The organism is Streptomyces sp. NPDC090499 (assembly GCF_044769305.1).
GTDB lineage: Bacteria > Actinomycetota > Actinomycetes > Streptomycetales > Streptomycetaceae > Streptomyces.
In genome coordinates, this window is the sequence record NZ_JBIVXP010000001.1 from 680,731 (window position 1) to 702,643 (window position 21,913).

Annotated in this window: 23 protein-coding genes and 1 pseudogene; 7 read left to right on the forward strand and 17 right to left on the reverse strand. The window is 69.4% G+C overall.

Annotated features, from left to right (window positions below; all coding sequences use genetic code 11):
- Position 1 precedes the first annotated feature (1 nt).
- Positions 2 to 252: pseudogene (locus tag ACIQVL_RS03100) on the forward strand (nucleotidyltransferase family protein); the annotation flags it as partial.
- A gap of 629 nt (positions 253 to 881) precedes the next feature.
- On the opposite strand, the gene ACIQVL_RS03105 reads toward ACIQVL_RS03100, so the two are convergent.
- Positions 882 to 1,373 carry a hypothetical protein gene (locus ACIQVL_RS03105; protein ID WP_403474124.1) on the reverse strand — a complete coding sequence of 164 codons (492 nt, stop codon included), beginning with the start codon at positions 1,371 to 1,373 and terminating at the stop codon, positions 882 to 884.
- A gap of 319 nt (positions 1,374 to 1,692) precedes the next feature.
- Here ACIQVL_RS03105 and ACIQVL_RS03110 point away from each other — a divergent pair, with 319 nt between their 5' ends.
- The 5 genes from ACIQVL_RS03110 to uppS are packed head-to-tail and all read left to right on the forward strand — an operon-like array spanning position 1,693 to position 5,417.
- Positions 1,693 to 2,202, forward strand: a complete 510-nt coding sequence (locus ACIQVL_RS03110; protein WP_403474125.1) for a hypothetical protein — start codon at positions 1,693 to 1,695, stop codon at positions 2,200 to 2,202.
- Positions 2,203 to 2,226: 24 nt separating this feature from the next.
- Positions 2,227 to 2,775 (forward strand): hypothetical protein, encoded by a 549-nt coding sequence (locus ACIQVL_RS03115; RefSeq protein ID WP_403474127.1) that lies wholly within the window; start codon positions 2,227 to 2,229, stop codon positions 2,773 to 2,775.
- A 23-nt stretch (positions 2,776 to 2,798) separates the two neighbouring features.
- A complete protein-coding gene (locus ACIQVL_RS03120; protein ID WP_403474128.1) occupies positions 2,799 to 4,055 on the forward strand; it encodes an MAB_1171c family putative transporter in 1,257 nt (418 codons plus the stop codon).
- Positions 4,052 to 4,675: a hypothetical protein gene (locus tag ACIQVL_RS03125; protein ID WP_403474129.1), complete on the forward strand. Its 624-nt coding sequence runs from the start codon at positions 4,052 to 4,054 to the stop codon at positions 4,673 to 4,675. The genes ACIQVL_RS03120 and ACIQVL_RS03125 overlap by 4 nt, the downstream gene beginning before the upstream one ends.
- A 34-nt stretch (positions 4,676 to 4,709) precedes the next feature.
- Positions 4,710 to 5,417 carry a polyprenyl diphosphate synthase gene (uppS, locus tag ACIQVL_RS03130; protein WP_403474130.1) on the forward strand — a complete coding sequence of 236 codons (708 nt, stop codon included), beginning with the start codon at positions 4,710 to 4,712 and terminating at the stop codon, positions 5,415 to 5,417.
- Between the two features lie 217 nt (positions 5,418 to 5,634).
- Here uppS and ACIQVL_RS03135 read toward each other — a convergent pair whose 3' ends face one another.
- The 16 genes from ACIQVL_RS03135 to ACIQVL_RS03210 form a co-directional block, all read right to left on the reverse strand.
- Positions 5,635 to 8,790, reverse strand: a complete 3,156-nt coding sequence (locus ACIQVL_RS03135; RefSeq protein WP_403474132.1) for a P-loop NTPase fold protein — start codon at positions 8,788 to 8,790, stop codon at positions 5,635 to 5,637.
- 273 nt (positions 8,791 to 9,063) lie between these two features.
- Positions 9,064 to 9,507, reverse strand: coding sequence for a hypothetical protein (locus ACIQVL_RS03140; protein WP_403474133.1), 444 nt, complete (start codon positions 9,505 to 9,507; stop codon positions 9,064 to 9,066).
- Positions 9,508 to 9,713: 206 nt separating this feature from the next.
- The gene (locus ACIQVL_RS03145) at positions 9,714 to 10,004 is read right to left on the reverse strand and encodes a hypothetical protein (RefSeq protein ID WP_403474134.1); all 291 of its coding nucleotides are present in this window, start codon (positions 10,002 to 10,004) and stop codon (positions 9,714 to 9,716) included.
- A gap of 76 nt (positions 10,005 to 10,080) precedes the next feature.
- Positions 10,081 to 10,668 (reverse strand): hypothetical protein, encoded by a 588-nt coding sequence (locus tag ACIQVL_RS03150; protein WP_403474135.1) that lies wholly within the window; start codon positions 10,666 to 10,668, stop codon positions 10,081 to 10,083.
- A gap of 73 nt (positions 10,669 to 10,741) precedes the next feature.
- Positions 10,742 to 11,164, reverse strand: coding sequence for a hypothetical protein (locus tag ACIQVL_RS03155; RefSeq protein WP_403474136.1), 423 nt, complete (start codon positions 11,162 to 11,164; stop codon positions 10,742 to 10,744).
- Positions 11,165 to 11,180: 16 nt separating this feature from the next.
- Positions 11,181 to 11,753, reverse strand: a complete 573-nt coding sequence (locus ACIQVL_RS03160; RefSeq protein ID WP_403474137.1) for a hypothetical protein — start codon at positions 11,751 to 11,753, stop codon at positions 11,181 to 11,183.
- 63 nt (positions 11,754 to 11,816) lie between these two features.
- A complete protein-coding gene (locus tag ACIQVL_RS03165) occupies positions 11,817 to 12,635 on the reverse strand; it encodes a hypothetical protein (protein WP_403474138.1) in 819 nt (272 codons plus the stop codon).
- A 218-nt stretch (positions 12,636 to 12,853) separates the two neighbouring features.
- Entirely contained in the window at positions 12,854 to 13,138 is a 285-nt protein-coding gene (locus ACIQVL_RS03170; RefSeq protein WP_403474139.1) for a ribonuclease E inhibitor RraB, read from the reverse strand.
- Complete coding sequence (locus tag ACIQVL_RS03175) at positions 13,135 to 13,725, reverse strand: hypothetical protein (RefSeq protein WP_403474140.1); 591 nt, start codon at positions 13,723 to 13,725, stop codon at positions 13,135 to 13,137. Before ACIQVL_RS03175 ends, ACIQVL_RS03170 begins: the two co-directional genes overlap by 4 nt.
- Positions 13,726 to 13,799: 74 nt before the next feature.
- Complete coding sequence (locus ACIQVL_RS03180; protein ID WP_403474142.1) at positions 13,800 to 14,900, reverse strand: phosphoadenosine phosphosulfate reductase family protein; 1,101 nt, start codon at positions 14,898 to 14,900, stop codon at positions 13,800 to 13,802.
- Positions 14,901 to 14,983: 83 nt separating this feature from the next.
- Positions 14,984 to 15,430 (reverse strand): hypothetical protein, encoded by a 447-nt coding sequence (locus ACIQVL_RS03185; RefSeq protein WP_403474143.1) that lies wholly within the window; start codon positions 15,428 to 15,430, stop codon positions 14,984 to 14,986.
- Positions 15,431 to 15,521: 91 nt separating this feature from the next.
- Positions 15,522 to 16,256: a hypothetical protein gene (locus ACIQVL_RS03190; protein WP_403474144.1), complete on the reverse strand. Its 735-nt coding sequence runs from the start codon at positions 16,254 to 16,256 to the stop codon at positions 15,522 to 15,524.
- 100 nt (positions 16,257 to 16,356) lie between these two features.
- A complete protein-coding gene (locus tag ACIQVL_RS03195; protein WP_403474145.1) occupies positions 16,357 to 16,719 on the reverse strand; it encodes a hypothetical protein in 363 nt (120 codons plus the stop codon).
- 79 nt (positions 16,720 to 16,798) lie between these two features.
- Positions 16,799 to 17,221 (reverse strand): hypothetical protein, encoded by a 423-nt coding sequence (locus ACIQVL_RS03200; protein ID WP_403474146.1) that lies wholly within the window; start codon positions 17,219 to 17,221, stop codon positions 16,799 to 16,801.
- Between the two features lie 143 nt (positions 17,222 to 17,364).
- Positions 17,365 to 18,876 carry a hypothetical protein gene (locus ACIQVL_RS03205; RefSeq protein ID WP_403474147.1) on the reverse strand — a complete coding sequence of 504 codons (1,512 nt, stop codon included), beginning with the start codon at positions 18,874 to 18,876 and terminating at the stop codon, positions 17,365 to 17,367.
- A gap of 601 nt (positions 18,877 to 19,477) precedes the next feature.
- Entirely contained in the window at positions 19,478 to 21,346 is a 1,869-nt protein-coding gene (locus ACIQVL_RS03210) for a hypothetical protein (protein WP_403474148.1), read from the reverse strand.
- 264 nt (positions 21,347 to 21,610) lie between these two features.
- Between ACIQVL_RS03210 and ACIQVL_RS03215 the strand changes: the two genes are divergently transcribed.
- Positions 21,611 to 21,901, forward strand: a complete 291-nt coding sequence (locus tag ACIQVL_RS03215) for a hypothetical protein (protein ID WP_403474149.1) — start codon at positions 21,611 to 21,613, stop codon at positions 21,899 to 21,901.
- Positions 21,902 to 21,913 lie beyond the last annotated feature (12 nt).

Consider the following 21,913-nt stretch of genomic DNA (forward strand, 5'->3'; position numbering starts at 1 on the left):
GCTCATCCGGGGCAGGCCTCTCCGTGGTGTTGGCGCGGACTGCGACGTCTTCTACTTCGACGCGGCCAACCGTCCTGGGAAGCGGAGGACGCCGTGATCAAGACCGGCCGGGAGGTGTTCGCCGACCTCCCGGCAGAGGTCGAGATCCGCAACGAGCCACGGGTACACCTCTGGTACGAGGACAAGTTCGGCGTGGCGTGTCCGCCGTACGACTCCACCGAGGCGGCGATCGACAGCTTCGCTGCCACGACCCGAACTCACCGTGCTCGACTGGCCCACGGAGAACGTCGCAGCACCCCGGTCCGGCGACTGACCTCGGCCGTGTGGGCACACCGGTCCGCGGCGGCTGGCCTGCGGAACAAGGAGCGGCAGACGAGTCGGGCTGTACGCCGGGGAGTGTCTCCGCAACGCTACCACCTGCAGAAACATGTCGAATGAGTCCCTACGCGGCTACGTAAATGGCTACTTACGCACCGCGCCCTGCACCACGCCCACAAGGCTCCGCCCCGGGTAACGCCGGACGCGCGATCGGGGATACGTCACGCCGACCCACCCGCGGCATCCCAGGATGCGGACATGATCTATGATCTACATCACACCGACCCCTGCGATCCGCTCCCTCGAGAACGGCGCCAGGCACCACACGCTCGAAATTCAGAACCCAAGCCGAACTAAGCCTCGCATTCGACTTGAGGGCGGGTTCCCGCAGCAGCACCTCACGCCAAGCGAGATCAGGTAAGTCCATTCCACCCACGTCGGCGGAGAGCCTCAAGGGAGCTACCACGGCGACGCACCCAAAGGCTCTCGCGAGCCGAACCTCAACCGGCAAGCCGCTCGCCTCAATTACACCGACGGTCGCACGGGAACTGGGGCCCGTGCGGTTAGTTAACGTCGGCCCGGACTGGCACGGATGCCCATATCGCGTATCCGCCTTTGTCGCCAAGGTGCTGTCCAATCTCGTCGGCAAGGCGGCGAACGAGGAACAGGCCAGGCTCCTCCTCCGCCGGAGGCAGCGGTCGCCGCATCTCCCCGACGGTGATCAAGACATGGTCGCCGAAGCACGAGACGCGACCGCTCAGGTCGACAGCGCCGCGGTAGCGCGCGGTGACGTCGACAAGTTCGGCCAGAACAGAGAGCACCGCCTCCGCGACGGCCGTGGCATGCGATGCGTCCGCGAGCAGCGCCGGCAGCACCTTGGCAACGAAGCTGCGGGCGCGGCGCATGCTCTCGGCGGGGGTGTGCTCCGGCCCGAGACGGAACTCGATCGAGGTTTCCGCTGCCGGCAGTTCTTGTTGCGCGGTGGCGCCTCGCTTGGCTGCGGCAGCCCGGAGGGTGGAGTCCCAGTGCGGAGAGATGGCGTCGGAAATCGTCACGGCGAGTCCGTCCCGTCGGGTAGCACGTTCATCGAATGTTAGTTCGGGGCGCCACGGAAAACCGCAGGTGCGGTTTGGTCTTTGGAGTGTCGTAGGCCACGAGGTGGGCGGATCTTTGGGGCGAATCGGCAGGAGATGCACAGAAGGGCACACGTCTGGTCACCACATGGCGCCGGAGCGTGTCGTTCCGGGTCCATCAAAGAACGTCATGAGCCCTGTCGTCAAACGATCTGTGGCTCAAACTTCATAGCCGGACACGGATCCGTGGTTTGCCGCTATGGTGATCGCCTCACCACCCGGCAGGAGAGACCACCCGACAGTGACCCCAGAACCCGCCGCCCAGGCGCCTTCCTTCGCCGAGGTCCTGAACCTGCTCCTAAAGGCGCAGGCCAAGGAAGACCCGGACAGGCCCGGCACGTTCGTCGAGCCCACCAACACCGAGATCGCCAACGCGATCAACTCCAAGTACGGATCTGGGGCGATCAGCAGCGAGACCATCCGCAAGCTCCGCAAGGGTGAGGTAAAGAGCCCAAGCGTTCAAATCGCATCGCTGATTGCGGGGGTCTTCGACCTGCCTCTCGACGTCTTCAACGCCACTGGAAGTGAAACTTCCAAGAAGGTTGTGGAGGAAGTGCAACGGTTTCTTGACTCCAAGCGTCGAACGTTGAGTGAAGAACCGCGAGAGCCACAAACCGTGGCTGTCCTTGCCCGAGCTGTCCGGCGCTTGTCCCCCGCCCGGCAGGCCTTGGTCCTTGAGTACGCCCAACGACACGAGGCTATCGAGGACATGGAACAGGCAACCGCACCAATAGCCCCGTCTGGCGACTAACCCCCCACAAGGTGTTCAACTCCGGTGATCCAGCAACCTCCTGACGGTAAGATCAAGAAAGCGCTCGCTGACCTGTCCCTCCCGGTGCCGCTGACCGCCGATTCCCTCTTCGCCGTGATGCGCGAGCACTACCAAACGCACTACGGGCGCGCCCTCGATCTGTGGCGCGGTCCGTCTCCTGTCCCCGGGCTCCACGCGAACGCCCTATGGCTGACACGCTCTGGCGCAGAAAGCGATGTCGTCTGGCTCGACGACGCACTCACCGGAGACGCCGCTACCCACAGCCTCTCCCACGAGTTCGGGCACCAGAGGCTGCGCCACAGGCCGCTCGAACTGCCTGCCGAGCCCCCGTCGGCCAAGCCCAAGACGTATGAATTTCTCAGCCCCGACTTCCTCGGCGGCTGCCTGTTCGGCCGTGCCCGCTCTCACGACGGCCCTCAAGACCCGGAGTATGTGCGGGTCGAGGACGAGGCCGAGCGGTTCGCGTTCCTCCTGCGCCGACGGGCCGCCGACATGGCCCGGGACACTCGGCATCATGACCCCCTGGTCAACCGGCTGCACCGCAGCCTGTGACCCCTGCCGCTGGAAGCCACTTCGTGCCTAGAGACGACATAATCGACCTGTTCACCACCATCCCTCTGTGGGTGGTGGTCGCGGTCCGTATCTACAACCGGCCGACCACGCCGGGCCAACGGTCCTTCCTCGCAATGTTCCTTGCTCTGACCGTCGGTGCGACCCTTCGCCTGTCTCCCGTCGAGAACGTCCTCGCTTCCCTCACGGGTATCAAGGACGCGGCGGTATTACCCAAGCACCTGGTCGTCATGCTGGCCTCTACCCTGCTGCTGGGGTGGGTGGAATCCGTCGTGCCACCGCGTGAGGTAGAGCCGGCGTGGCGCCGCTGGGTCGGCTTCAAACCGCGCATGGCCGCGCTGAGTTTGTTCAGCATCGCGGCCATCGTTGCGTTCCCGTTCGCTGAGCCCGCCATCATCGCTGCCGATGGCTCCCGCGACTTCGCCTCCGCTCAGTACGGCGACGTCGCCGGCACGGTGCACCTGACGGTCTACCTGCTGAGCATCGGGTCGGCCATGGTCCCCTCGGTCTTGCTGTTCCTCACCGTCGCCCGGCGGACGGACGACCGGCTCCTGCGGCTGTGCATGCGCCTCATGGCACTGGGCGCCGCCGTCGGCTCGTTTTACCCGGTCTACCGGATTTCGTTCCTCTTGTGCGGCTTCACCGGCTGGACGTACCCGCTGTCCGAGGCGGAGTTCCACCTGGGCGGATCGGTCATCCAGCTCGTGACGATCCTCTTCGTCATCGTCGGCAGCTCCGTACGCGCCGCCGACTTCGCGCTCCGCGCATTCCGAATGCGCCGCGGCCTGATCGCCCTCCGCCCGCTGTGGGAAGAACTCGTCTCCGTCCTCCCGCCGGACCTCGTCCGTCGCCGCCTCCAGGACGGCACCTCTGCCCAGGAAGAACGGCGCCGCCTCCGCGACCTGTACGGCCGCCTGGACCAGCGGGTCGTCGACATCTCCGACGCCTCCTTCGACCTGCTCCCATGGGTCAGCCAGGACCTGCACCGCGACGCTCTCACCGAGGCGCGCGCCGCAGGCCTGCACGGTGCCGAAGCCCGCGCTGCCCGGGAGGCGCTGTGCCTGCGGATCGCCCGCCAGAAGGCAGTCGACGGCGAGCCCCACGCAGCACAGCCCGCCATGACCGTGCTCTCCTTGCGCAACGACCTGCTGCTCAACTCCATGTGGCTGACCCGGGTCGCCCACCACTACGCATCCCCCGCCCTTGCCGACGCCGTCGCAAAGCTCACCGCGGCCTACACTCCCCAGGAAGTCACCGCATGACCAGCGCCACCACCGCCGCGCCCACCCCGGCCCGCGAGGAGAACCGCGCGGCCCGCCTCATCACCGACGGCATGGAGCCGCGCAACGTCATCATCCTGGTCAGCCTCGGTATAGGCCTGGCCCAAGACGACCGGCTCGCCGGCGTGCTCTGGGCGCTCGAGGCCATCGTATTCGCCGCCGCGATACCCGTGGCGTACATCAAGTACGGCATGCGCACCGGGAAGTGGGCCGACCGGCACGTCGGCCAGGTCCAGCGCCGCACCCTGCTGATACCTGTGATCATGGCGTCCGTCGCCGCCGGTATCGGCGGCATGCTCGTCTTCCACGCCCCCCGCGACATGGTCGCCCTGGTCGTCGCAATGCTCGCCACCCTCGCCGTCCTCCTGATCCCCACCAAGGCCTGGCACTGGAAGATCAGCGTGCACACGGCCGTCGCAGGCGGCGCACTGGCGATGCTCGCCCTCACCTGGGGCCCGCTCGTCTGGCTCACCTACCCGCTCGTCGTCGTCATCGCCTGGTCCCGCATCAGCCTGCGCGACCACACCCTCGCCCAGACCATCGCCGGCGCGGCATCGGGCACCATCACCGCGGGCTTGGTCTTCGCCGCCCTCACCGCATGACGTAAGGCGGGACGCGCCTGTGCTCCTCCCCGCCATGCAGACGCTTCCCGCAACTGGCCGCCTCGACGGCTCTCGCCACATCGGCTTCATCACCGACGGCAACCGCCGATGGGTGGCCGCCCACGGCACCACCGTCGGGGAGGGCTTCAGGCAGGGCGCGGTCGTCGTCCACCAGGTCCTCGAGCACTGCCGCACCATCGGAGTTGAGACCTCGTCCGTCTTCCTGATGTCCGACCGGAACTTCGGCCGGCTCGCGGCTGAGGTGGAGACCCTCGTCGACGTCCTGGTCGCTCTCCTCAACACCCAGGTCGCCGCGTCCACCGGCCCGATCCGCGTCCTGACCCAGTGCTCCGGCACCAATTCGGTCCCCGCCCGACTCCTGGCCGCCATCGAGCGGGCGGAGAAGGCCACGACCGACCGGCACGGGATGACCGTCTGCCTCGGGATCGGCTACGACGGCCGCGCAGATATCCGCCGGGCCGTCGCCGGTGCCCTTGCCGCCGTGGACTACGACGAGCGCCGGGAGCTGCCGGTCGACGGCTTCCTGTCCACCTGCGGATTGCCCGACCCCGCCTTGATCAGCCGCACCAGTGGGGAGCGCCGTCTGTCTGGCTTCCTGCTCCACCAGGCTGCGGATGCCACACTGTGCTTCGAGGACCGCTGCTGGCCCGACTACACACATGAGGCACTTGGGCAGTCACTCGTCGAACACTTCCAGCAGCGCCGTACTTTCGGCCGCTGAGAAGGCGTAGCACGCCCGAACGCACCAGCTCCGTTCACGAGTTCGGCGTTGCGCGCGAGGTGCGTGCGTCGAAGCCCTCACAGAAGCCGGACGCAAGGAGCCAGTTGCTGACTGCGATGTGCTGCTGCCGCAGGATGTGGTCGGGTAAGCACACTCGATAGCTGCTGAGAACTGACTGAAGCTTCCGCGAGCGCGCAACGTGCAACTGGTCCAGGATCTAGAGGTTGGAGTCGCGCTCCTCGTCGCGGTGATGCAGGGACTTGACGACTTGCCCGGCGGGGAACGAGAGACGGGCAGTGGGGATGACCCACGGTTGCCAGGAGCCGAGGCGGGCGGGTAGGTCGAGTTGGCGCGCAGCGGCGGCGATGGTGATCTGGCGCAGCGCGGTGTGCAGTGCACTCCACTGCTGGGCCTGAGTTGGGCTCAGCTCGCTGCAGAGTCCGTTGCTGTAGGTCTCTGGGCGGTCGGGGTGTGGCCGTGGAGCCAGCTCGGCTACGAAGTCGGACCAGGAGCTTTCGGGGTCGATGTTGGCCTGCTGGAAGATGCGTCTGCACAGCTCAGGACCGAGAGCAGGAAAGGCGACCAGGGCGGCGATCAAGACCAGTCCTGCGCGGTAGGGGCGGTAGTAAGTCGTAGGGGCTGTCGGGGTAGCGGGGTTGGGGTGGTCAGTATGGTCGTGCTCGCGGTGGGACTGGCGGAGGGCGATCAGCAAGCCGTAGCTGTTAGCCAGCCGCTTGACGGACCGGGGGGTCAGGGGCAGGCGGGGTGGGCCGACGATCCGTAGCAGGTGTGCCTCCTCCTCGGTAAAGGCGAAAGGGTCGGCCAGCTCGACAATAGGCAGAGCCTCGACGGCGGGACCATACAGATCCTCGTCCCAGGCCGCGGCGCCTTGGGGGGTGGAGTTCGCTAATGGGGCCGTGCCGGCATCGGGTGGGCGAGTGGCCGAGGGTTCAGGCGCGCCGCCGTCTGCGGCCGTGGCGTTAGCGGACCGAACAGGGTTGGGCACGGTGATGAGGCTGTCAAGCATGCGGGCATAGCCGGTGTGGTCGACAGGCGGGAGGGTGAAGACGATCTGAAAGATCTTCTCAAGGTACTGGGCGGGTGTGGAGATCCAGTTGTCGTCCACATCGCCTGGTGCGCCACCGGGAAGGTGCAGAACGTCGCGGTAGTGGGCGGCGATGGAACGAAGCAGCCAGCGAGGATCAATGGCCACCACGACCACGAACAGTTCGACGGCCAGTAGCAGATGGATAGCCTCCAGCATCTCCATGACGCGAGCTGGCGGGCAGCGGTCGAGGTCATCGATGTAGACAATGATTCGCTCGATCTGCGGCAGTTCATCCGTCGCTTCGTCTTCGCGCGGGGGGCCGTCCTCGTCACCGGCGGGAGCCGCAGTCGCGCGTTGTCGGGAAGCCTGGGCGAGGAGTATGGACATGCGCTGGAAGTCCTCACGGATCTGCGTCATCAGCCCGAGCTGGCCGCGGTAGTCGCCAGCGGCGGCGCGCTGACCGATCAGGCCTGCCAACTGGCCGGCAGCGGTGACGTTCTGCAGTTCCTGCTCCAACGCTGCCACTTCCGCCGTCGCGACGTCGGCTGCGGTCTGCAAGGGCGCGCGCAGCCCTTCGACCGCCCGATGCACTCTTGTCCGCGCTGCTTTCATGCTCTCCCAAGCCGGCTTGGCATGGGAGGACGCGGAGCGGACCGCCTGAGTCAGGCAAATCAACCCGCTAATGGCCAACCACCGGGACACGTTCGGCCACACCCACTCGATCCCGAAGGGCAGGACCGCGCTCGCCACGAGTGCCAGGACGAACCACAGCCATGCGCGCCGCCCCGCCGAGCGCATGAGCGTCCGGGTGTTGCTGAATGTGGCACGCAGGATTCGGACACTGCTCACACTTTCGCGGTACAGCGCCTCAGCAGGGAGCTCACCCCCGGCAGCCTCCTCGATGCTGCTACGGCGGCTCGCGTCCAGGTTCTTCCAAGGGACGTCGGCACGGGACAGGGCGTGCTGAAGGTCATCGCGGCGGTCACGGGCGGCTACAAGGCGCTCCCTCAACCGGCGCTGGGCAACCAGGTCAGCAGTCAGCCGGGACAGCTGCCGCTGTGCGGTACCCGCGTCGCCGCCCGGCGGCGTGGCGAGCTGTTTGAACATCTCAGTGACGAGGCTCGCCCATAGGCTGGTCTCGGCGTAGTGCCAGGCGTTGAAGCGGACCTGCCGCACGTATTTGTTCGCGAGCGGAATCCTGCTCAGCGCGTCGACCTGCTGGCCCAGTAGATCAAGGAAATGACTCTTTCCCTCGCCCCAGTCGCCGAACAGACCTACCGCCAGCGGCGGACGGGCGGAGCGCGCGGTGACCAGTTCGGCAACAGCGCGTGCCTCGTCTTCCCGGTTCAAATCGTCAGACGCCCACCCCCCGAGCCCGTCCGATTGATACCCGGGCAACCGCGGCACCCGACGCGCCTCGTGCACCTGCCACAGATACACCCCGTGATTGCTGCCGACGGCGAGGAGCAGCCGGTCCCCGTCGCGCCCCCACGCCACCGATTCAACCGAACCGCCTGCGACCCTGAGCGGCTCACGGAATAGTTCGGGAGCATCAACGCCCCGCCGCACCTGCCACAGATGCACCTGCCCGTTGTTGCTGCCGACGGCGAGGAGCAGGCGGTTCTCATCCCGCGCCCACGCCAAAGACGTCACCGTGCCGCCGGGGCCGGGGAGCGGCGAGCCGAAAGGCTCAAGAGCATCGCCCTGTCTCACCTGCCACAGACCCACCAGCCCGTCGGAGCGGGCGGCGGTGAGGAGCAGCCGGTCCCCGTCCCGCGCCCACGCCAAAGACGTCACCGTGCCGCCGGGGCCGGGGAGCGGCGAGCCGAAAGGCTCAAGAGCATCAGTGCCCTGCCTCATCTGCCACAGACCCACCCGACCGCCGTCGCTGCCAAAAGCGAGGAGTATCCGGTCCCCGTCCCGCGCCCACGCCAAAGACGTCACCGACTCCCCCACGGCGAGCGAGTCGTCCGGCCCGCCCAGCAGTTCAGGAACATCAGCGCCCTGCCCCACCTGCCACAGATGCAAGAAACGGCCATGGCTGACGGCCAGGAGTAGCCGCGACCCGTCCCGCGCACACGCTAAAGACGTCACCGACTCCCCCGCGGCGAGCGAGCCGATGGGCGGCGCACCCAGCAGTTCAGGAGCAGCAGCGCCCTGCCCCACCTGCCACAGACCCACGTCGGAGCGGGTGGCTGCGGCGAGGAGCAGCCGGTCCCTGTCCCGCGCCCACGCCACAGACGTCACCGTGCCGCCTCGGCAGGGGAGCGGCGCGCCGAACGACTCAAGAGCATCAGCGCCTTGCTCCATCTGCCACAGACCCACCTGACCGCCTTGGCCGACGGCCAGGAGCAGCCGAGACCCGTCCCGCACCCAGGCCACCGACCTCGCCCTGCCGCCATAGCTTCTGATTGGGAGGCGGAACGGCACTCCGTAAACATAAGGTTGATAGTGGTTCAGGTATGAGGGTGTGCTCACCGCCCGATGATGCATCAACACCTACAACGGGATGTTCCAAACGCACAACCTCGTGGACGGCGGGGGCATCCACGCTCGTCCTCCCACCAGTGGCAGACCAGGGTGCGGCTCCCCGCCGGCTCAGCGGGCACGGTGCGGCGTCCGGTACTGGTGCTCGATCGCGCCGCGCCGGTGCTGCAAGACTTGGGCGACGACCGCGGCCCAGTCGACGGCCTGGTGCCGCATCTCGGCGTCCCGCTCCCGCTTCCAGTCCGGCGCGCCTACGTTCTCCTGCAGCAGGGCCTCGGCCAGGCATTCCCCGCACACGTTCGCAGCCTCGCTCTGGTACTGGAGCCGCTCCTCCTTGTGGTCCGGGTGGAGCTCGATGTGCCGCCACGAAGCCTCGACGAGGAGACGTTTCCAGTCGACGGCTACGGCGATGCGCTCAAGGATCGCGGCCATCGCGTCCGTGATCGCCTCGTACGGATCTACGGGCATGGTGGTGATCTCGCCGAACGAGTAGTGGTGCTGCGGGCCGATGACGTCCTGTCGGAGCGACTCGACGACGGCTTTGCGGTTGGGCACGGGGATCCGTTCTCGGGTAGCCGCCGACGGGTGTACCGCGGCGATGGTCAGGCGGGGTGGGGAATGGACAGGCTGGGGAGCTCGAGCGGCCACGGCCGGCGGCGCGCGAACTCGGCGCGGTCGGCCCTCCAGCGGCCGGAGTTCGGCTTGCGACGGCGGGGCGTGACGTTCCAGCGCATGGCGGTGCCTTCCTGGGCGGGTGGTGGTCAAGCAGCTTGGGTGCCGTTCGGGTCTGGCACGATGCGCAGGTGACGCGGGCGGGACGCCTCGCGTGCGCGGGCCTTCTCGGCGGCTACCTGGGCGGACCGCTGGCGCTTGCGCTGCGAGGCGGGATCCGGCAGACGCCAACCGGACTGGGCTGCAAGCAGGGCGGCGCGGCGGGCGGCCTGCTGCTCCTCGGTCGTCATCAGAGGCTGTTGGGGCCGGGCCTCGCTAACGGGGTCACCGAACCTGCCGGTCGGGATGGCCTCGGCCATGAGGCGCTCGTACGGCGTCATCTCGCATCTCCTGCCGGTTGTGCGGGGGGGGAGGGGAACGCGGGGCCGGGCGCGCGATGGCACCCGGCCGGGACGGTTACTCGGCAGGCGAGGACTCCGCGCGCTTCCGCGGGAGCGCCTTGATGCATGCGGCGCACGACACTGCGGTGCCCTCGGGCAGGTCGACGGCATCGCCACTTCCGTAGAACTGGCCGCACGCGCCGATGTCCCCTACGTCGGGCGGGCACGCCTTCGTCGCGTGCACTGCGCGCCCGCGAACGCCCTTCTTCCGGCCCGGGTAGCCGTCGGCGGCCTGAGCCTCGGCCTCGGCCTGGTCCAAGCGGGCCGCGGCCACGCGCACGGCCTCGGGGTCGGCGAGCGTCTCGGCCCGCACCGCGGCATCGTGGGCGTCGAGCATCGCCTTGGCCTCGGCGTGGTAGACCGGGCCGCCGACGAACGGGGCCACGAGGTGATTGAAGATCGGGCGACGAGTCTCCCGGGACGGGGTCTGCGGCGCGGCACCCAGCTCGTCGGCCTGGTGGTCAAGCCACAGGGCGGACGTGAGCACGCCCTGATGGGTCTTGTCGTGCGCGGCGGCCGGGAGCTGCAGTTCCCTGGCGCGCAGGAACCGAGCAGCCTGGCGCAGAACGGGAATGTCCTTCGCGGTGAAGGAGACGGGTTCCATCGGTGTCCTCCTGGGGCGTGAGGGGTGGAAGTGTCGGGCCGCCTGGGGGAACGTCGCGGCCCGGACGGCTGTGTCAGAACAGGCCGGGCTGCCCGGCGGCCTCGAGCGCCTGGGCGGCCTCCTGCGCGCGGAGCTGCTGCCGAAGCGGGGCCTGACGCTTCACCGCGGCCGCCTTGCAGGCCTGCAGCTCCGCAGACGTTGCCCAGCGCACGATGACCTCGTGGTTGCCGAGCTCGGGCGCCTCGCTGATGACGGTGCACTTGCCGTGCGGGCTCTCGAGTCGGCCACGGATCTCGGCGAGGGTCCGGATCCAGTTCGGGCCGTACGCGCCGGCGATGACGACGAGGGTGCCGTCCTGGTGGTGTTGCCGGGTGGAGAAGCCGTCGTCGTGTCCGTCGGGACCGGCCTTCTGTGTGGCCTCGCCGAGGCCGAGGTCGAAGAGACCTCCGGCGACGAGGTGGCCGCGGATCGTGTGGGAACGCGTCACACGCGTCATGGGGGTGTTCCTCGCTTCATGGTCGGGGCCGGTTGCTCTCCGGCCCTAGAACGGGTGTTGCGGGAGCTGCTACCGGTCGCCGGGGGGCGTCCGGGTGCTGCGGGCACGGGCCGTAGACGCCGGGGCGGCCGGGGATCGCTGGGTGGACGTGCTGCCGGCCGGACAGGCTGCATGCGGTCGCCGGGTCCTCGTCGCAGCTCACGACGCACAGGCACGTGCAGTCGCGGGCGATCCACTCGACGAGCGCGGCCCGGTACTGCTGCTCGGCCACGGCGACCACCTCGCCCAGGGCGCGGATGCGGGGGGCGTGCTGGCCGATCGCCTCGGCGACCCACGGCACGGCGGCGATCTCCTCGGCCGTCCGGCGGTGCAGCGCGCCCTCCACGGTCGCTACGACCCGCTCGAGGGACATCGGGCGCCGGTCCTGGTCGGGGGCGGGCTCGATGATGCTCCGGATCGTCGCGATGGCGTCGACGAGGTTCTCCATCGCCGACAGGGCGGCGCCGTCCTCGGCGTAGGTCTCGGCGACGTCCACCAGTTCGCGGACCTTGCCGAACCGCTCGGCGAGCTTGCTGGATACGACGGACACGGGGTTCTCCTTGCAGGGGTGGGGGCCGGGGCGCCCACGGCGGACGCCCCGGAAGACGTGAGGTCAGACGGCAAGCAGGAACTGCGGGTCGTCCGGAAGGCTGTTGAGGAGCGCGTTCCGCCACGCGATGGCGTACTTCGGGCAGTTGCCGCAGTGCACGTGCTTGCCGACGCACTCGGGCATCGGGGCCCGGTTCACCGCGTTGTACGACCAGGCCATGGAGTCGGAGCTGTAGAGCTGGTGGGCGACGCGCCGCAGACCGGTCTTCTTGAAGCCGAAGCCGTGCAGGCGGATCCCCATCCCCCAGATCGTTTCGATGATCCGGGCGGCTTCGTCGGTCTGCTGCAGGCGGCACACGGAGCCGATCCCGACGACCGGTTCGAGCGTGAGGTCCACGCCGACCTGGTCGTACAGGTCGATGCACCGCAGGTAGTCGTCCAGGGTGCGGCCCTGGATGACCGGCATCCACGGCAGGTCGGCGTCCAGCGTCATCAGGTTGAGGAACGACGCGACGGTCTTGACCTGGTGGTTCTCGATCGTGAGACCGGTCTTCGTGAGGATCTCGTCCTCGCACATCCAATCCTGGATGGCGCAGGCGTCCATCATGCCGATCCCGTCGTAGTACCGACGGGCTGCCGCAGCGTACTTGTACGGCGAGATCGTCCACCGGCCGTGCTGCGACAGCTCCGTGAATCCGCGGGAGTCGAGCATCCACGGCGTCACGGCCCGCGGCAGGGTCGCGCGGTCGGCCAGGCGCCCGTGGGAGACGCACAGCGGGATGCAGTCGTTGCCGAACTCCTCGCGGGCGAGCCAAGACGGCTGGTGCGTGCCCAGGTACGTCACGCGGTCGACGTCGCCGAACCAACGGCGAGGGGCGTACACGGGGGCAGGGCGCTTTGCCTTGGGCTTAGCATCCGCCGCAGGGGCGGGAACGTCGAAGAGAACGGCAGCAGACATGGTGTTCCTCGCTTCGTTGGTTCGTCGGTGGTTGCTCTCCACCAACACGAGGAATAGTACACCAAAGGAAATCTGCGGGGATAGGGATCCGCAGAAAGAGGCGGGGGCCGCCCACCAGGACGACCCCCGCGGTGCGGGTCGGCTCAGCCCTCGTCGCGCCCTGGGACTGCCGGATCCCCCTCGATCCGCCCCGCCTCGCCGCCGTCGTAGTCGCCCCCGTGGCGGGTGACGATCGCCTCCACCTCTCGGTGCCGCTCCACCATGCCGCCGATTTCGACGTCCCGTCCGGCAAGGAGAAGCCACTCCGGCTTCTCGTCGGGCTCACGGATGCGGGTCACGTAGTCCGCCAGGTCCTGGGCGCACCGCTCGGCACTGGCCCGATCCGGGAAGCACGCCCAGTGCGTATACGGGATGGTCTTGCTGGTCATCGCTCCGCAGCTCCCTCGCTCATCATGGCCAGGATTATCGTGGGCCGCCCGTCGTCGTAGCGCAGCCGCAGCGTCCGCCCGTCCGCGTGCCGGTCCAGCCGCATCCCGTTCTCGGCGAGCGCATCGGCCACCCGGTGCGCCACCGGGTCCCCGGGCGCGGCCTGGTCCTCGACGACGTCGCCGACCGTGACCCGGTACGCCGCGCTCTCGTCGACGATCTGGGCCGCGATGCCGGCGCGCTGGCTCTCCGAGTACACCGGCGTGCCCGCGGCCTCCCGTACCCACTCCCGCGGCGGCAGGGCGGGCAGGTCCAGGATTTCCGTCCAGCCGTCCATCAGCCACACGGTGGCGCCCTCGACGGGACGCCACTTGCGGGTGGCGGGCAGACCGTCCATGCGGAGCCGGTCGCCCGTCACGTGCACCGTGTGGGACGCCGGGTCGGACGCCATGCGGGCCTCGGTGATCCGGAGCTGGTACGGCCGGGCGTTCGGGATCCCCGACAGGGCCTCCGTCACCGTGATGGTCCGGCCCACCAGGGCGCGCACCGCCTCCGGCTGCTCGTCGAGGTCTTCGGGCTGCTCGGGCATTGTCGTCTCCATCGGGAAGGGGGCGGGGGTCAGTCTGCCCGCGCCGGACCGGCCCGGCGCGGGCATGAGGTAGATCAAGCGGCCAGGCCGTACAACGCAGCCTGGCGGGCCCGGTACTTGCTCGTCGCAGCCCGCCCGACGTGCTCGGCCATCGCCGTACCGACCGGCGGCCGCGCGGCGGGCCCCTCGGCCGCCTCCAGGGCCTGGGCGCGCCGGATGATCTCCGCCATGCTCAGCCCCTTCTTGAAGTCGGTGCCGACCACGACTTCGGTCCGGGCGTACGCCGCGGCGAGCTCCGGCACACGCCGCGCGCCGTTCACGAGGTCGCTATTGCACCCGAGGACACAGAAAACGCAGCTCAGGCGCCGGTTTCCCCAGCCGTACGCCGGGTGGTACGGCAGCCGCGACCGGGCTATCTCCCGCCACACCTTCCGATCGCTCCACGCGTGGATCGGCCGCCAGGTGGTCACGACCCGCTTGCCGTTGCTCGCCCCGCGGTTGATCTCCACCTCGGCGAGCTGCGCCCGCGCGGTGCTCTCCGCGGCCCGCTGGCCGATGCACTCCAGGATCCGCACGGCGCGGCCCAGGTGCGCGAGCTCGTCGACGAGCCGCGTGTACAGGGTCCGGATCGGGCCCCGCTTTACGTCCGCAGTGCACCAGCGTGCAGAACTCGACGGCCAGGCCGGCGCAACCTTCGCCGTGGCCGGGTCCTCGCCGCGCTCCCGCGCCTCCTCCTCGGCCTTCGCCTTCAGCTTGCCGTACCGGATCTCGACGCGGTCGAGGAGATCGGCGCCCTTCGCCTGGACCACCTCGAACCGGGGAACCCCGGCGAGCGCCGCCTGAAGCTCGGCGAGTTCGCGCGTCCCCGCCCACTCAACCCGGCCCAGGTCCGCATGGACGGCAACAACCTTGTGCAGCATCCCCAACGCCTTCGCACGCCGCACGACGTACGACAGCATCGCCTGTGAATCCTTCCCACCCGACGTCGATATGACGATCCAGTCCGCGTCCCGGATCATCTCGTCAGGCACGGTCGTCGACGGCTCGAACGGCACCGACGCATGCACCACGCGCTTCCGCTTCGCCTTGGGCTTCGGCCCGGCCGGCGCTTCGACCACGGGGGCGACCGTCGGGCTCTGGATGGCCGGGAGATCGAACAGGGTGTCGGTGAACATGGCGGGCGTCCTCTAGGGCGTGGAGCGGGCGGAGAGCGGGGCTGAGGGGCCGGGGCGCAGCACGGGCCGCGCCCCGGCGGCGGTCAGCGGTACCAGTGGCCGAACTGGTTGCGGGCGGTCACGTACTGCTCGGCGTGCTCCTTGTCGCGCCAGGGGCTCGACGGCAGCGCGTAGCGGACGACCGCGCCGAACCGGCAGGTCGATACGACGGTTGCCGTGTCGCCGTCCGCGAGGGTGATCACGTCGCCGGACTCCAGCCCGAGGAAGTCAGGGGTCGGCACGCTCGCCTCGGTCCTCCACCAGGTGCCCCACGCCTTCGGCACGTGCGGGGACCTTGAGAGCGCCGCGAACCGGTCGCCGGGCCGGTAGTCGATCCACTCGATGGTGTCCGCCTTCGGGCTGTACAGGTGCTCACGGTCGTACGCGGCCGGGACGCTAGAGATGGGCAGCTCTCCCAGGGCGAGCGGCCTACGGCGCTTCACGGGGGCCGGGGCGGCGGGGGCGACGTCGAACAGGGCGAGGGTCTGCATGGGGAGGTCCTCCAGGACGTGAGGCGGGCGGAGAAGGGGGGCCGGGGAGCCGGGGCGCACCGTGCGGGCTGCGCCCCGGTCGGGGGAGCTGCTAACCGGCCCAGGCCGCGCGGATGGCGGCGATGAGCTTGGCGGCCGTGGCAGTCGCGCTTGCCGGGTCGGCGGCCGCATCGCTGCGGTGGATGACCACCTCGACTGAGCCGTAGTTGAACCTGACCTCCCAGCCACCGGCCCAGTGCTCCATCGGGTTGTCGACGAACACCCAGTCCTCACGCGCTTCGTAGACGTACGCGATCAGGTGGGGCGTCCCCACACCAGGGAAGTCGCTGCCGGTCACGGGGATGGCCAGCCACGAGTTACCGGCGTCCTTGTCGACGTGGGCGGTGATCCCGTACTCGTCGAGCGCAGCGGTCATCCGCTCGCGGGCCGTGGGCGGCGGGGTCGTGAGGATGAGCCGCGTCAGACGCTCCCGGTTGGTGTGGTCTCGCTCCCGGAACTCCTGCACGGTCCAGCCGGCCACGCGGAACAGGTCGGCGTACTCAAGGGTGACGCGCACCCGCTCGGCGTCCAACTCCTCCCGTCCGTCGGTCGGCCGGTCCTCGGCGAGGAACTCCAGGACCACCTCACCGGTCTCGCGGTTGGGGTCCAGGTAGGCCCCGGCGCTGATACACCGGTCCCGCTCGGCGAACGCGGCCAGCGGCTGCCCGTCGTGCGTGAGGAGACGGATGGCGGCCTTCACCTGGGGGACGTCGGCGCTCGCGGGGAGGCAGCCGAGGGGGCGCGGCGCGGAGGTGAGGTCCTCGGCGGGCTTGGCGGCACGGGGCATGACGGAGTTCTCCTCGATGAGGTGTGCAAGTTGGGGAGGGTGCCGAGGCGCGGCGCGTACGGTCGCGTCCCGGACGAAGGCGGTGCGGAGCTGCGGGCGTTCAGTCCTGCGGAGCGAACAGCCATTCCGCGGCGCGTGCGGCCACACGGTCGATGCGGCGGGCCGACTCGGTGACGATCTCTCGTTCGGTACCGGTGCCGTCGCCGCTGACGAGACGCCAGGTGTCGTGCCGCTGGACGGGCAGGTTCATGATGCAGTCGGCTTCCTCCGAGGCGTACAGGATGATCAACAGGTACGGCTCCCGGTCCTCCTGCGGGCGGCCCTCGCCTCGCCCGAGAACAAGCCAACTCGTCCCGGCGTCGACGTCGCCGTCCTCGAAGGCGGTGACGCCCCACCCTGCGAGTGCCGCGGTGGCTATCTGGGCGCCGGTGGCAATGGTCGGGAAGGTGGTCAGAGCGTCCATGACGTGGTTCTCCTCGGCGGTGAAGGGGGGATGGGCCGGGGCGCGTACGGTCGCGCCCCGGCGAGAGGGACCGGACCGGTCAGATGACGTCGGTGACGTCGTAGAAGCTGGCCAGGCCGCGCGTGAACCGCTCCAGGGAGAGCGTCAGCGTCGGCTCGGCGAACTCGGCGCGCGCGGCGTCCTCGTACGCGGCCTCGGCGACCGCGCGGTGCACGTGGTCGGTGGCCCAGAACCCGTTGACGGACCAGTAGTCGACGGCGAACCGAACCCACTGGCTGACGGGGTCGATGTACTTGACGAGCCGCACGAACAGGTCTGCGGTGTCGTCGGTGCCGTTGATGACCGACTCCCGCAGCGTCTCCCCGCCCAGGATGTTGAAGACGTAGGTCGGGTGCTGCTGGGAGGGAACGGCGGTCGGTGTCACGGAGTGCAGCACGGTGCGCATGGGCCCGTACTGCTCGGTGAGCTCCTCCAGGGGCTTCACTGCCAGGGCAACGTTCATGGGGGTGTTCCTCCTTCGTTGGTCTGGCGGGTTGCTCTCCCACCAACACAAAGAATAGTACACCCAGGGCAATCACGGGTAGGGATTGCCCAGTAAAACCGCGAGATTTTGCGCCATCGAATTCCTTCGACTGATCATTCCTCTTAGGCGATCAGCATCACGCCCCCGATGGTCTTCGCCCGCAGGATGGGCGGTGTCCCGTGGGTGAGCCTCCGCGGCTTCTGCTCCGGCAGCTCCCGCACGGGCGTGCCCACCATTCCGACCCGGCCCGTCAGTTGCGTGAACCGCTCCTCGAACTTCGGGCGCTGCTTGTCGTGCACCCCCGCCGGCGCCGCCACCAGGTACGCGGACGCCGTGGGGTAGCTGTCGCCATCGGTCATGTAGTGGGCCCGCTCCACGCCGGAGTGCTCGCCCCGCTCAAGGCGCATGCCGTGCTGCGCGGCCATGGCCCACACGTATGCCTCGGCCCCGGCCCGGCTCCCCTCGTACACGGTGCGCACCGACCGCCACGCCTGCCCCTTCTTCGTCTCCCCCCGGCACTCGTCGTAGCCGGAGCACCAGGGCTCGAACCGTCCGGCCGGGTGCGCGTCGACGCAGTGCCCCGTACGGGCCTGACGGCACCACCAGCGCGGCGACCGGCAGTTCCTTCCGTGCCACTGCTTGCACTCGGGCGTGCGGGCCGCGAAGTATATTCGCCGTATCTCGTACACCGCGTGCGGGGCCTGCTCGAGGGACAGGGCGAACGCCTCGAGTACCGCCGTGTTCCGGCCGTCCTGGGTGAGCCGGCCCCGGAGCGACGTCGTGCCGTACAGCGCCACCTTCTCGTTCAGAGCCTGCGACACGTACTCCATGCGCAGCACGTCCGCCGCGATGTTCGGATGCTGCCTCAGCCGCTCCTCATGCGCCCCACGGGACGCACAGACCCCACTGAAGGGACATTGCGCGCAGTAACTCTTACGGATCTTCTCGCCGAGTCGCTCGAGGACGTACGCCTCTACGGCGGCCCGCTTCATGCGCTCGTGGATCAGCGGATAGTACGGCTCGCAGATGGTGCGTCCCGCCTCCGCGTTCGCCTCGCGCTGAATACCAGTGTCCTTCTCGGCCCGGTCCATCTCCCCCGCGTGGTAGCCGATGACCCGACGGAACGACGACGTACCGAACTCGGCGGCCGCCCACGCGTCCAGGCACCAGCCTTTGAACTTGAGCGAGCACGTCCGCTTGCCCCGGGCCATCTGGGGGACCGTCCCGGCCGCGCGCAGTTCGTCGGACAGCCTCCACGGGCCCTGAGCGAAGATCCGGCGCGGCTGCCGGGAGTCATCCAGGATCACCACCCCGTCGGCGTCCTCCGGCCCGCACCGGGCGATCTGCACCAGCCGAACCCTGGCGGCCCGAAGCAACGGGAGTACCAGGCGCTCTACGTAGTCCAGAGAGTCGGGCCACTCGTCGCCGGTCACGGCGTGCACGACCACCAGGTCCGACAGGTCCGGCCGCAGCCCGTACCGCTCCGGGGAGGCGAGGAACCGCAGCAGGATCGCCGTACTGTCTGCACCCAGCCCATACGACAAAACGGTGATGCCGGACGGCCGGAACGTGGCAGGCACAGCCGCGGTGCTCACCGGGCCGGCGGGCAGGTCGAACAGGGCAGGGGTAGACACGGGGGATCCTTCGGCAGGGCAGAACACGGGCGGGGAGCTGCGCGGGATACGGCGGCCGGCTCAGCGGCGGAAGAGGCGAACCAAGAGGCAGGGGCGACGCCCACGACGCCCACGACGCCCGTACGCGCGGACCATCGCCGCCACGACTGCCGGATCCGGCGAGTGATGCCACTGGAGCCGGATAGTCACGCCTTCGCGCAGCTCCCCGTCCGGGCGTTCGAGGAACAGCGCGGCCCCGCCGTCCTTGTACCGCCACAACATCCAGACGTGGTCCGTGTCGTAACTCCGCTCGTACACCTCGGCGGAGGGAGCGGGCGGCAACTCCAACAACCGGGCCACCTCGTCCGTGAACGAGACGAACGTGTGCGTGGACGGCTCAACAGCGAGCCGAGACTGAAGCCAAGGGGGAAGCATGACGGGCCGTGAGCCTTCCTGAGAGCGGCGCGCGACGTCCGGACACACCGAACCGACCAAAGGGCGCCTGCAGAGCCGGGAGAGCGGGGTTTCTGGACTTTCTGGACCGTCCACACACGCGCGCGTGCGCGTATGGGCCCCGAGGGTGCCGCCCGACCCGATCGGCCGGGCGGCACCGGGGTCGGGATCAGACCCGGCGGTCGAGGACGTACGAGACCGGGACGTCGACGCGGAACAGGGCGCCGATCACCCTCCGGGCATTGACGGCGGCGTCCTCGCGGCCGTCCCGCCTGCGGAACTTCTCGACGACCGGCGGGTGCGCGGGGATATGCCCGAGCGGCGTGTCGACCCCGGCGGTGATCGTGGCGGTGACGTTCCAGCCGGTCCCGGAATCGCTGGCGCAGTGCACGCGCACGGTGGCCGTGCCGGTCCCGATTGCGGACAGCTCCTCGGGCGTGCTGCCGACGGCGTTGTACGCCACTGCGGCGGCCCGGATCTCCTCGGCCGTGCTGGGCATATCGGTGCCGTGCATGCGGTGGGCGTGCGGGGCGACGGTCAGGATCACCGCGCGGGCCCGCTCGACGGCGGCGCGGGCCTTGTCGTGGGCGGCGTTGCGGGCCCGCAGGTTTCCGGCGGTGCGCAGGGCCTCCCACGCCCCCTCGATGACGTCCGCTTGCGCCTCCAGGATCTCGCGGTGGTGCGCCGTGGGCGCGGCCTTGCCGACGGCGTGCAGGTGGCGCGCCAGGTCGTCGAGGTCGCGGGGGCCGTTGCAGAGCATGGTGGCCTCGTACGCGGCGAGGGCGGCGTACAGGGGCGCGGCGGCGGGGGCGGTGTCCTCGGCGGGGGTGGTGCCGAACACGGCGTCCAGGGAGGCGCGGGTGACCATCAGGTGCATGTCCGGCGGGAAGGTGCTGCCGGTGGTGGTCTCGTCGTGGCTGCGGAACGTCCAGGTGGGGCGGACCCAGGGCGCGCCGGGGCCGACGAAGGCCGTGACGGCGGAGACGGTGCGGGTCTCGTCCATGTGGGCGGCGATCACGTCCATGCCGGGGCGGATCATGTCGGCGCGGACGGGGAGGGCCGAACCGTCGGCGATGGCCTGGAAGGTCTCGGCGTAGTAGTCGGCGAGTTCGGCGCTGATGTCGCCGGTGAGTTCGGCGTCCGTGGGGCGCTCCGTCGGGGTGGGGAACGTGTCGCCGGGGGTGGCGGGGCGCAGGTACACGGTCCGGCCGTCGCGGTAGACGATGTGGGCGGTCGACTTGCTCGCGGACATCCGCTTGACGGTGCGCTTCACCAGCGGCTGCATCATCGCGGCGTTGATCTCGTCCAGGGCCTGGCGGGTCGGGATGATCTCGGCGGGGCCGTCGTTGACGATCCGAACGTGCTGGCGCTCCTGGGCGGGCGCGGCGCCGGGGGCCGGCTGCGGGACGTACCGGCGGTTCTCCACGACAATGGCGCGGTCTGCGGGGTCCTGGTGGAACGGCTGCCGCTTGAAGCGCAGGTTCGACACGATCTTGCGGACGTGGGCGGCGGGGATGCCGTCGTGCTTGCGCTCCTCGCCGACGTACACCGCGTGCGGCGCGTCGACGACGACGTCGGCGCTGGGCAGCTCCTCCAGCTTCGCGGGGGGCTTGCTCCACAGGCGGATGGAGACCGGCTCGACACCGTGCAGGCGCGTCGGGGACAGGCGATTGGACAGGCGCACGGAGATCGCGTCGGTGAGCTGCTTGTCCCAGCCGCGCGGGTCGCGGTCGCCGCCCTCGACGATCTCGTCGCGCAGGGCGTGCACCTGGTCGTCGCTCATGTGGTGGAGCTGCTCGCGGATGGCCCAGTACCGCTCATCCGGCGTGAAGATGACGCGGACGCGCTCCGACTCGGCGTTCCGGCGGATGATGCGGCGGACGGTCTCCTTGTTGGCCTTGCCGCACTCCTTGTTGGCGTCGCGGCTCATCACGGCGTCGACCAGGTCGTGTGTGACGACGCGGCCGTTGTCCTGGCGGGCGGAGATGAAGACCTGCAGTGCCATCCACTCGGCGCGGTCGGTAGCGGTCAGCGTCATGGGGTGCTCCCTCGGTTCGTTGGTGTGGCCGGGGATGCTCGCCCCGACCCCGCCTTAGTGGCGTGTGCTGAACGTACCTACCACCCCAGGAATAGTCAACCTGGGGAAATTTATGGATGGTGCGCCGTGTGACTTTATGGCACTTGAACTGCGATTCTTGCGGAATGTTGCGCCGGTGGTGTTGCGAAAGATTCCCCTGGGTGTACTGTTCATCTCGTCGCCCCGGAGAGCACCGGGGCCAACCAACGAAGCGAGGAACGCACCATGGCCATCTCCCTGGACAAGACCCCCCAGCTCCACCTCTTCATCGCGGTCGTCACCGACGCGGGCACCCACCGCGCCGCCGTCCACCACCTCGGCCTCACCGACGCCTTCGCCTACGACGACCAGGTCAACCGCGCCTGGGACGTGAAGCACGCCATCCCCGGCTCCGCCGTTCACCTCGTCGTCGCCGGGGACCGCTCCGCCGGATTCCGCGAAGCGCTCAACGGCGACAGCGCCGACGCGCTGATCAACCCGTTCTTCATGACGACGGACAGCGCCGTCTCGGCCTGACCCCCCAGACCG

Bases quoted from the DNA above. Each gene is read 5' to 3' on its own strand.
- ACIQVL_RS03125 (WP_403474129.1), top strand. From the start codon at position 4,052: ATGACCAGCGCCACCACCGCCGCGCCCACCCCGGCCCGCGAGGAGAAC.
- ACIQVL_RS03175 (WP_403474140.1), bottom strand. From the start codon at position 13,725: ATGCCCGAGCAGCCCGAAGACCTCGACGAGCAGCCGGAGGCGGTGCGC.
- ACIQVL_RS03180 (WP_403474142.1), bottom strand. From the start codon at position 14,900: ATGTTCACCGACACCCTGTTCGATCTCCCGGCCATCCAGAGCCCGACG.
- ACIQVL_RS03155 (WP_403474136.1), bottom strand. From the start codon at position 11,164: ATGACGCGTGTGACGCGTTCCCACACGATCCGCGGCCACCTCGTCGCC.
- ACIQVL_RS03215 (WP_403474149.1), top strand. From the start codon at position 21,611: ATGGCCATCTCCCTGGACAAGACCCCCCAGCTCCACCTCTTCATCGCG.
- ACIQVL_RS03200 (WP_403474146.1), bottom strand. From the start codon at position 17,221: ATGAACGTTGCCCTGGCAGTGAAGCCCCTGGAGGAGCTCACCGAGCAG.
- ACIQVL_RS03210 (WP_403474148.1), bottom strand. From the start codon at position 21,346: ATGACGCTGACCGCTACCGACCGCGCCGAGTGGATGGCACTGCAGGTC.
- uppS (WP_403474130.1), top strand. From the start codon at position 4,710: ATGCAGACGCTTCCCGCAACTGGCCGCCTCGACGGCTCTCGCCACATC.
- ACIQVL_RS03190 (WP_403474144.1), bottom strand. From the start codon at position 16,256: ATGCCCCGTGCCGCCAAGCCCGCCGAGGACCTCACCTCCGCGCCGCGC.
- ACIQVL_RS03195 (WP_403474145.1), bottom strand. From the start codon at position 16,719: ATGGACGCTCTGACCACCTTCCCGACCATTGCCACCGGCGCCCAGATA.
- ACIQVL_RS03150 (WP_403474135.1), bottom strand. From the start codon at position 10,668: ATGGAACCCGTCTCCTTCACCGCGAAGGACATTCCCGTTCTGCGCCAG.
- ACIQVL_RS03170 (WP_403474139.1), bottom strand. From the start codon at position 13,138: ATGACCAGCAAGACCATCCCGTATACGCACTGGGCGTGCTTCCCGGAT.
- ACIQVL_RS03145 (WP_403474134.1), bottom strand. From the start codon at position 10,004: ATGACGCCGTACGAGCGCCTCATGGCCGAGGCCATCCCGACCGGCAGG.
- ACIQVL_RS03185 (WP_403474143.1), bottom strand. From the start codon at position 15,430: ATGCAGACCCTCGCCCTGTTCGACGTCGCCCCCGCCGCCCCGGCCCCC.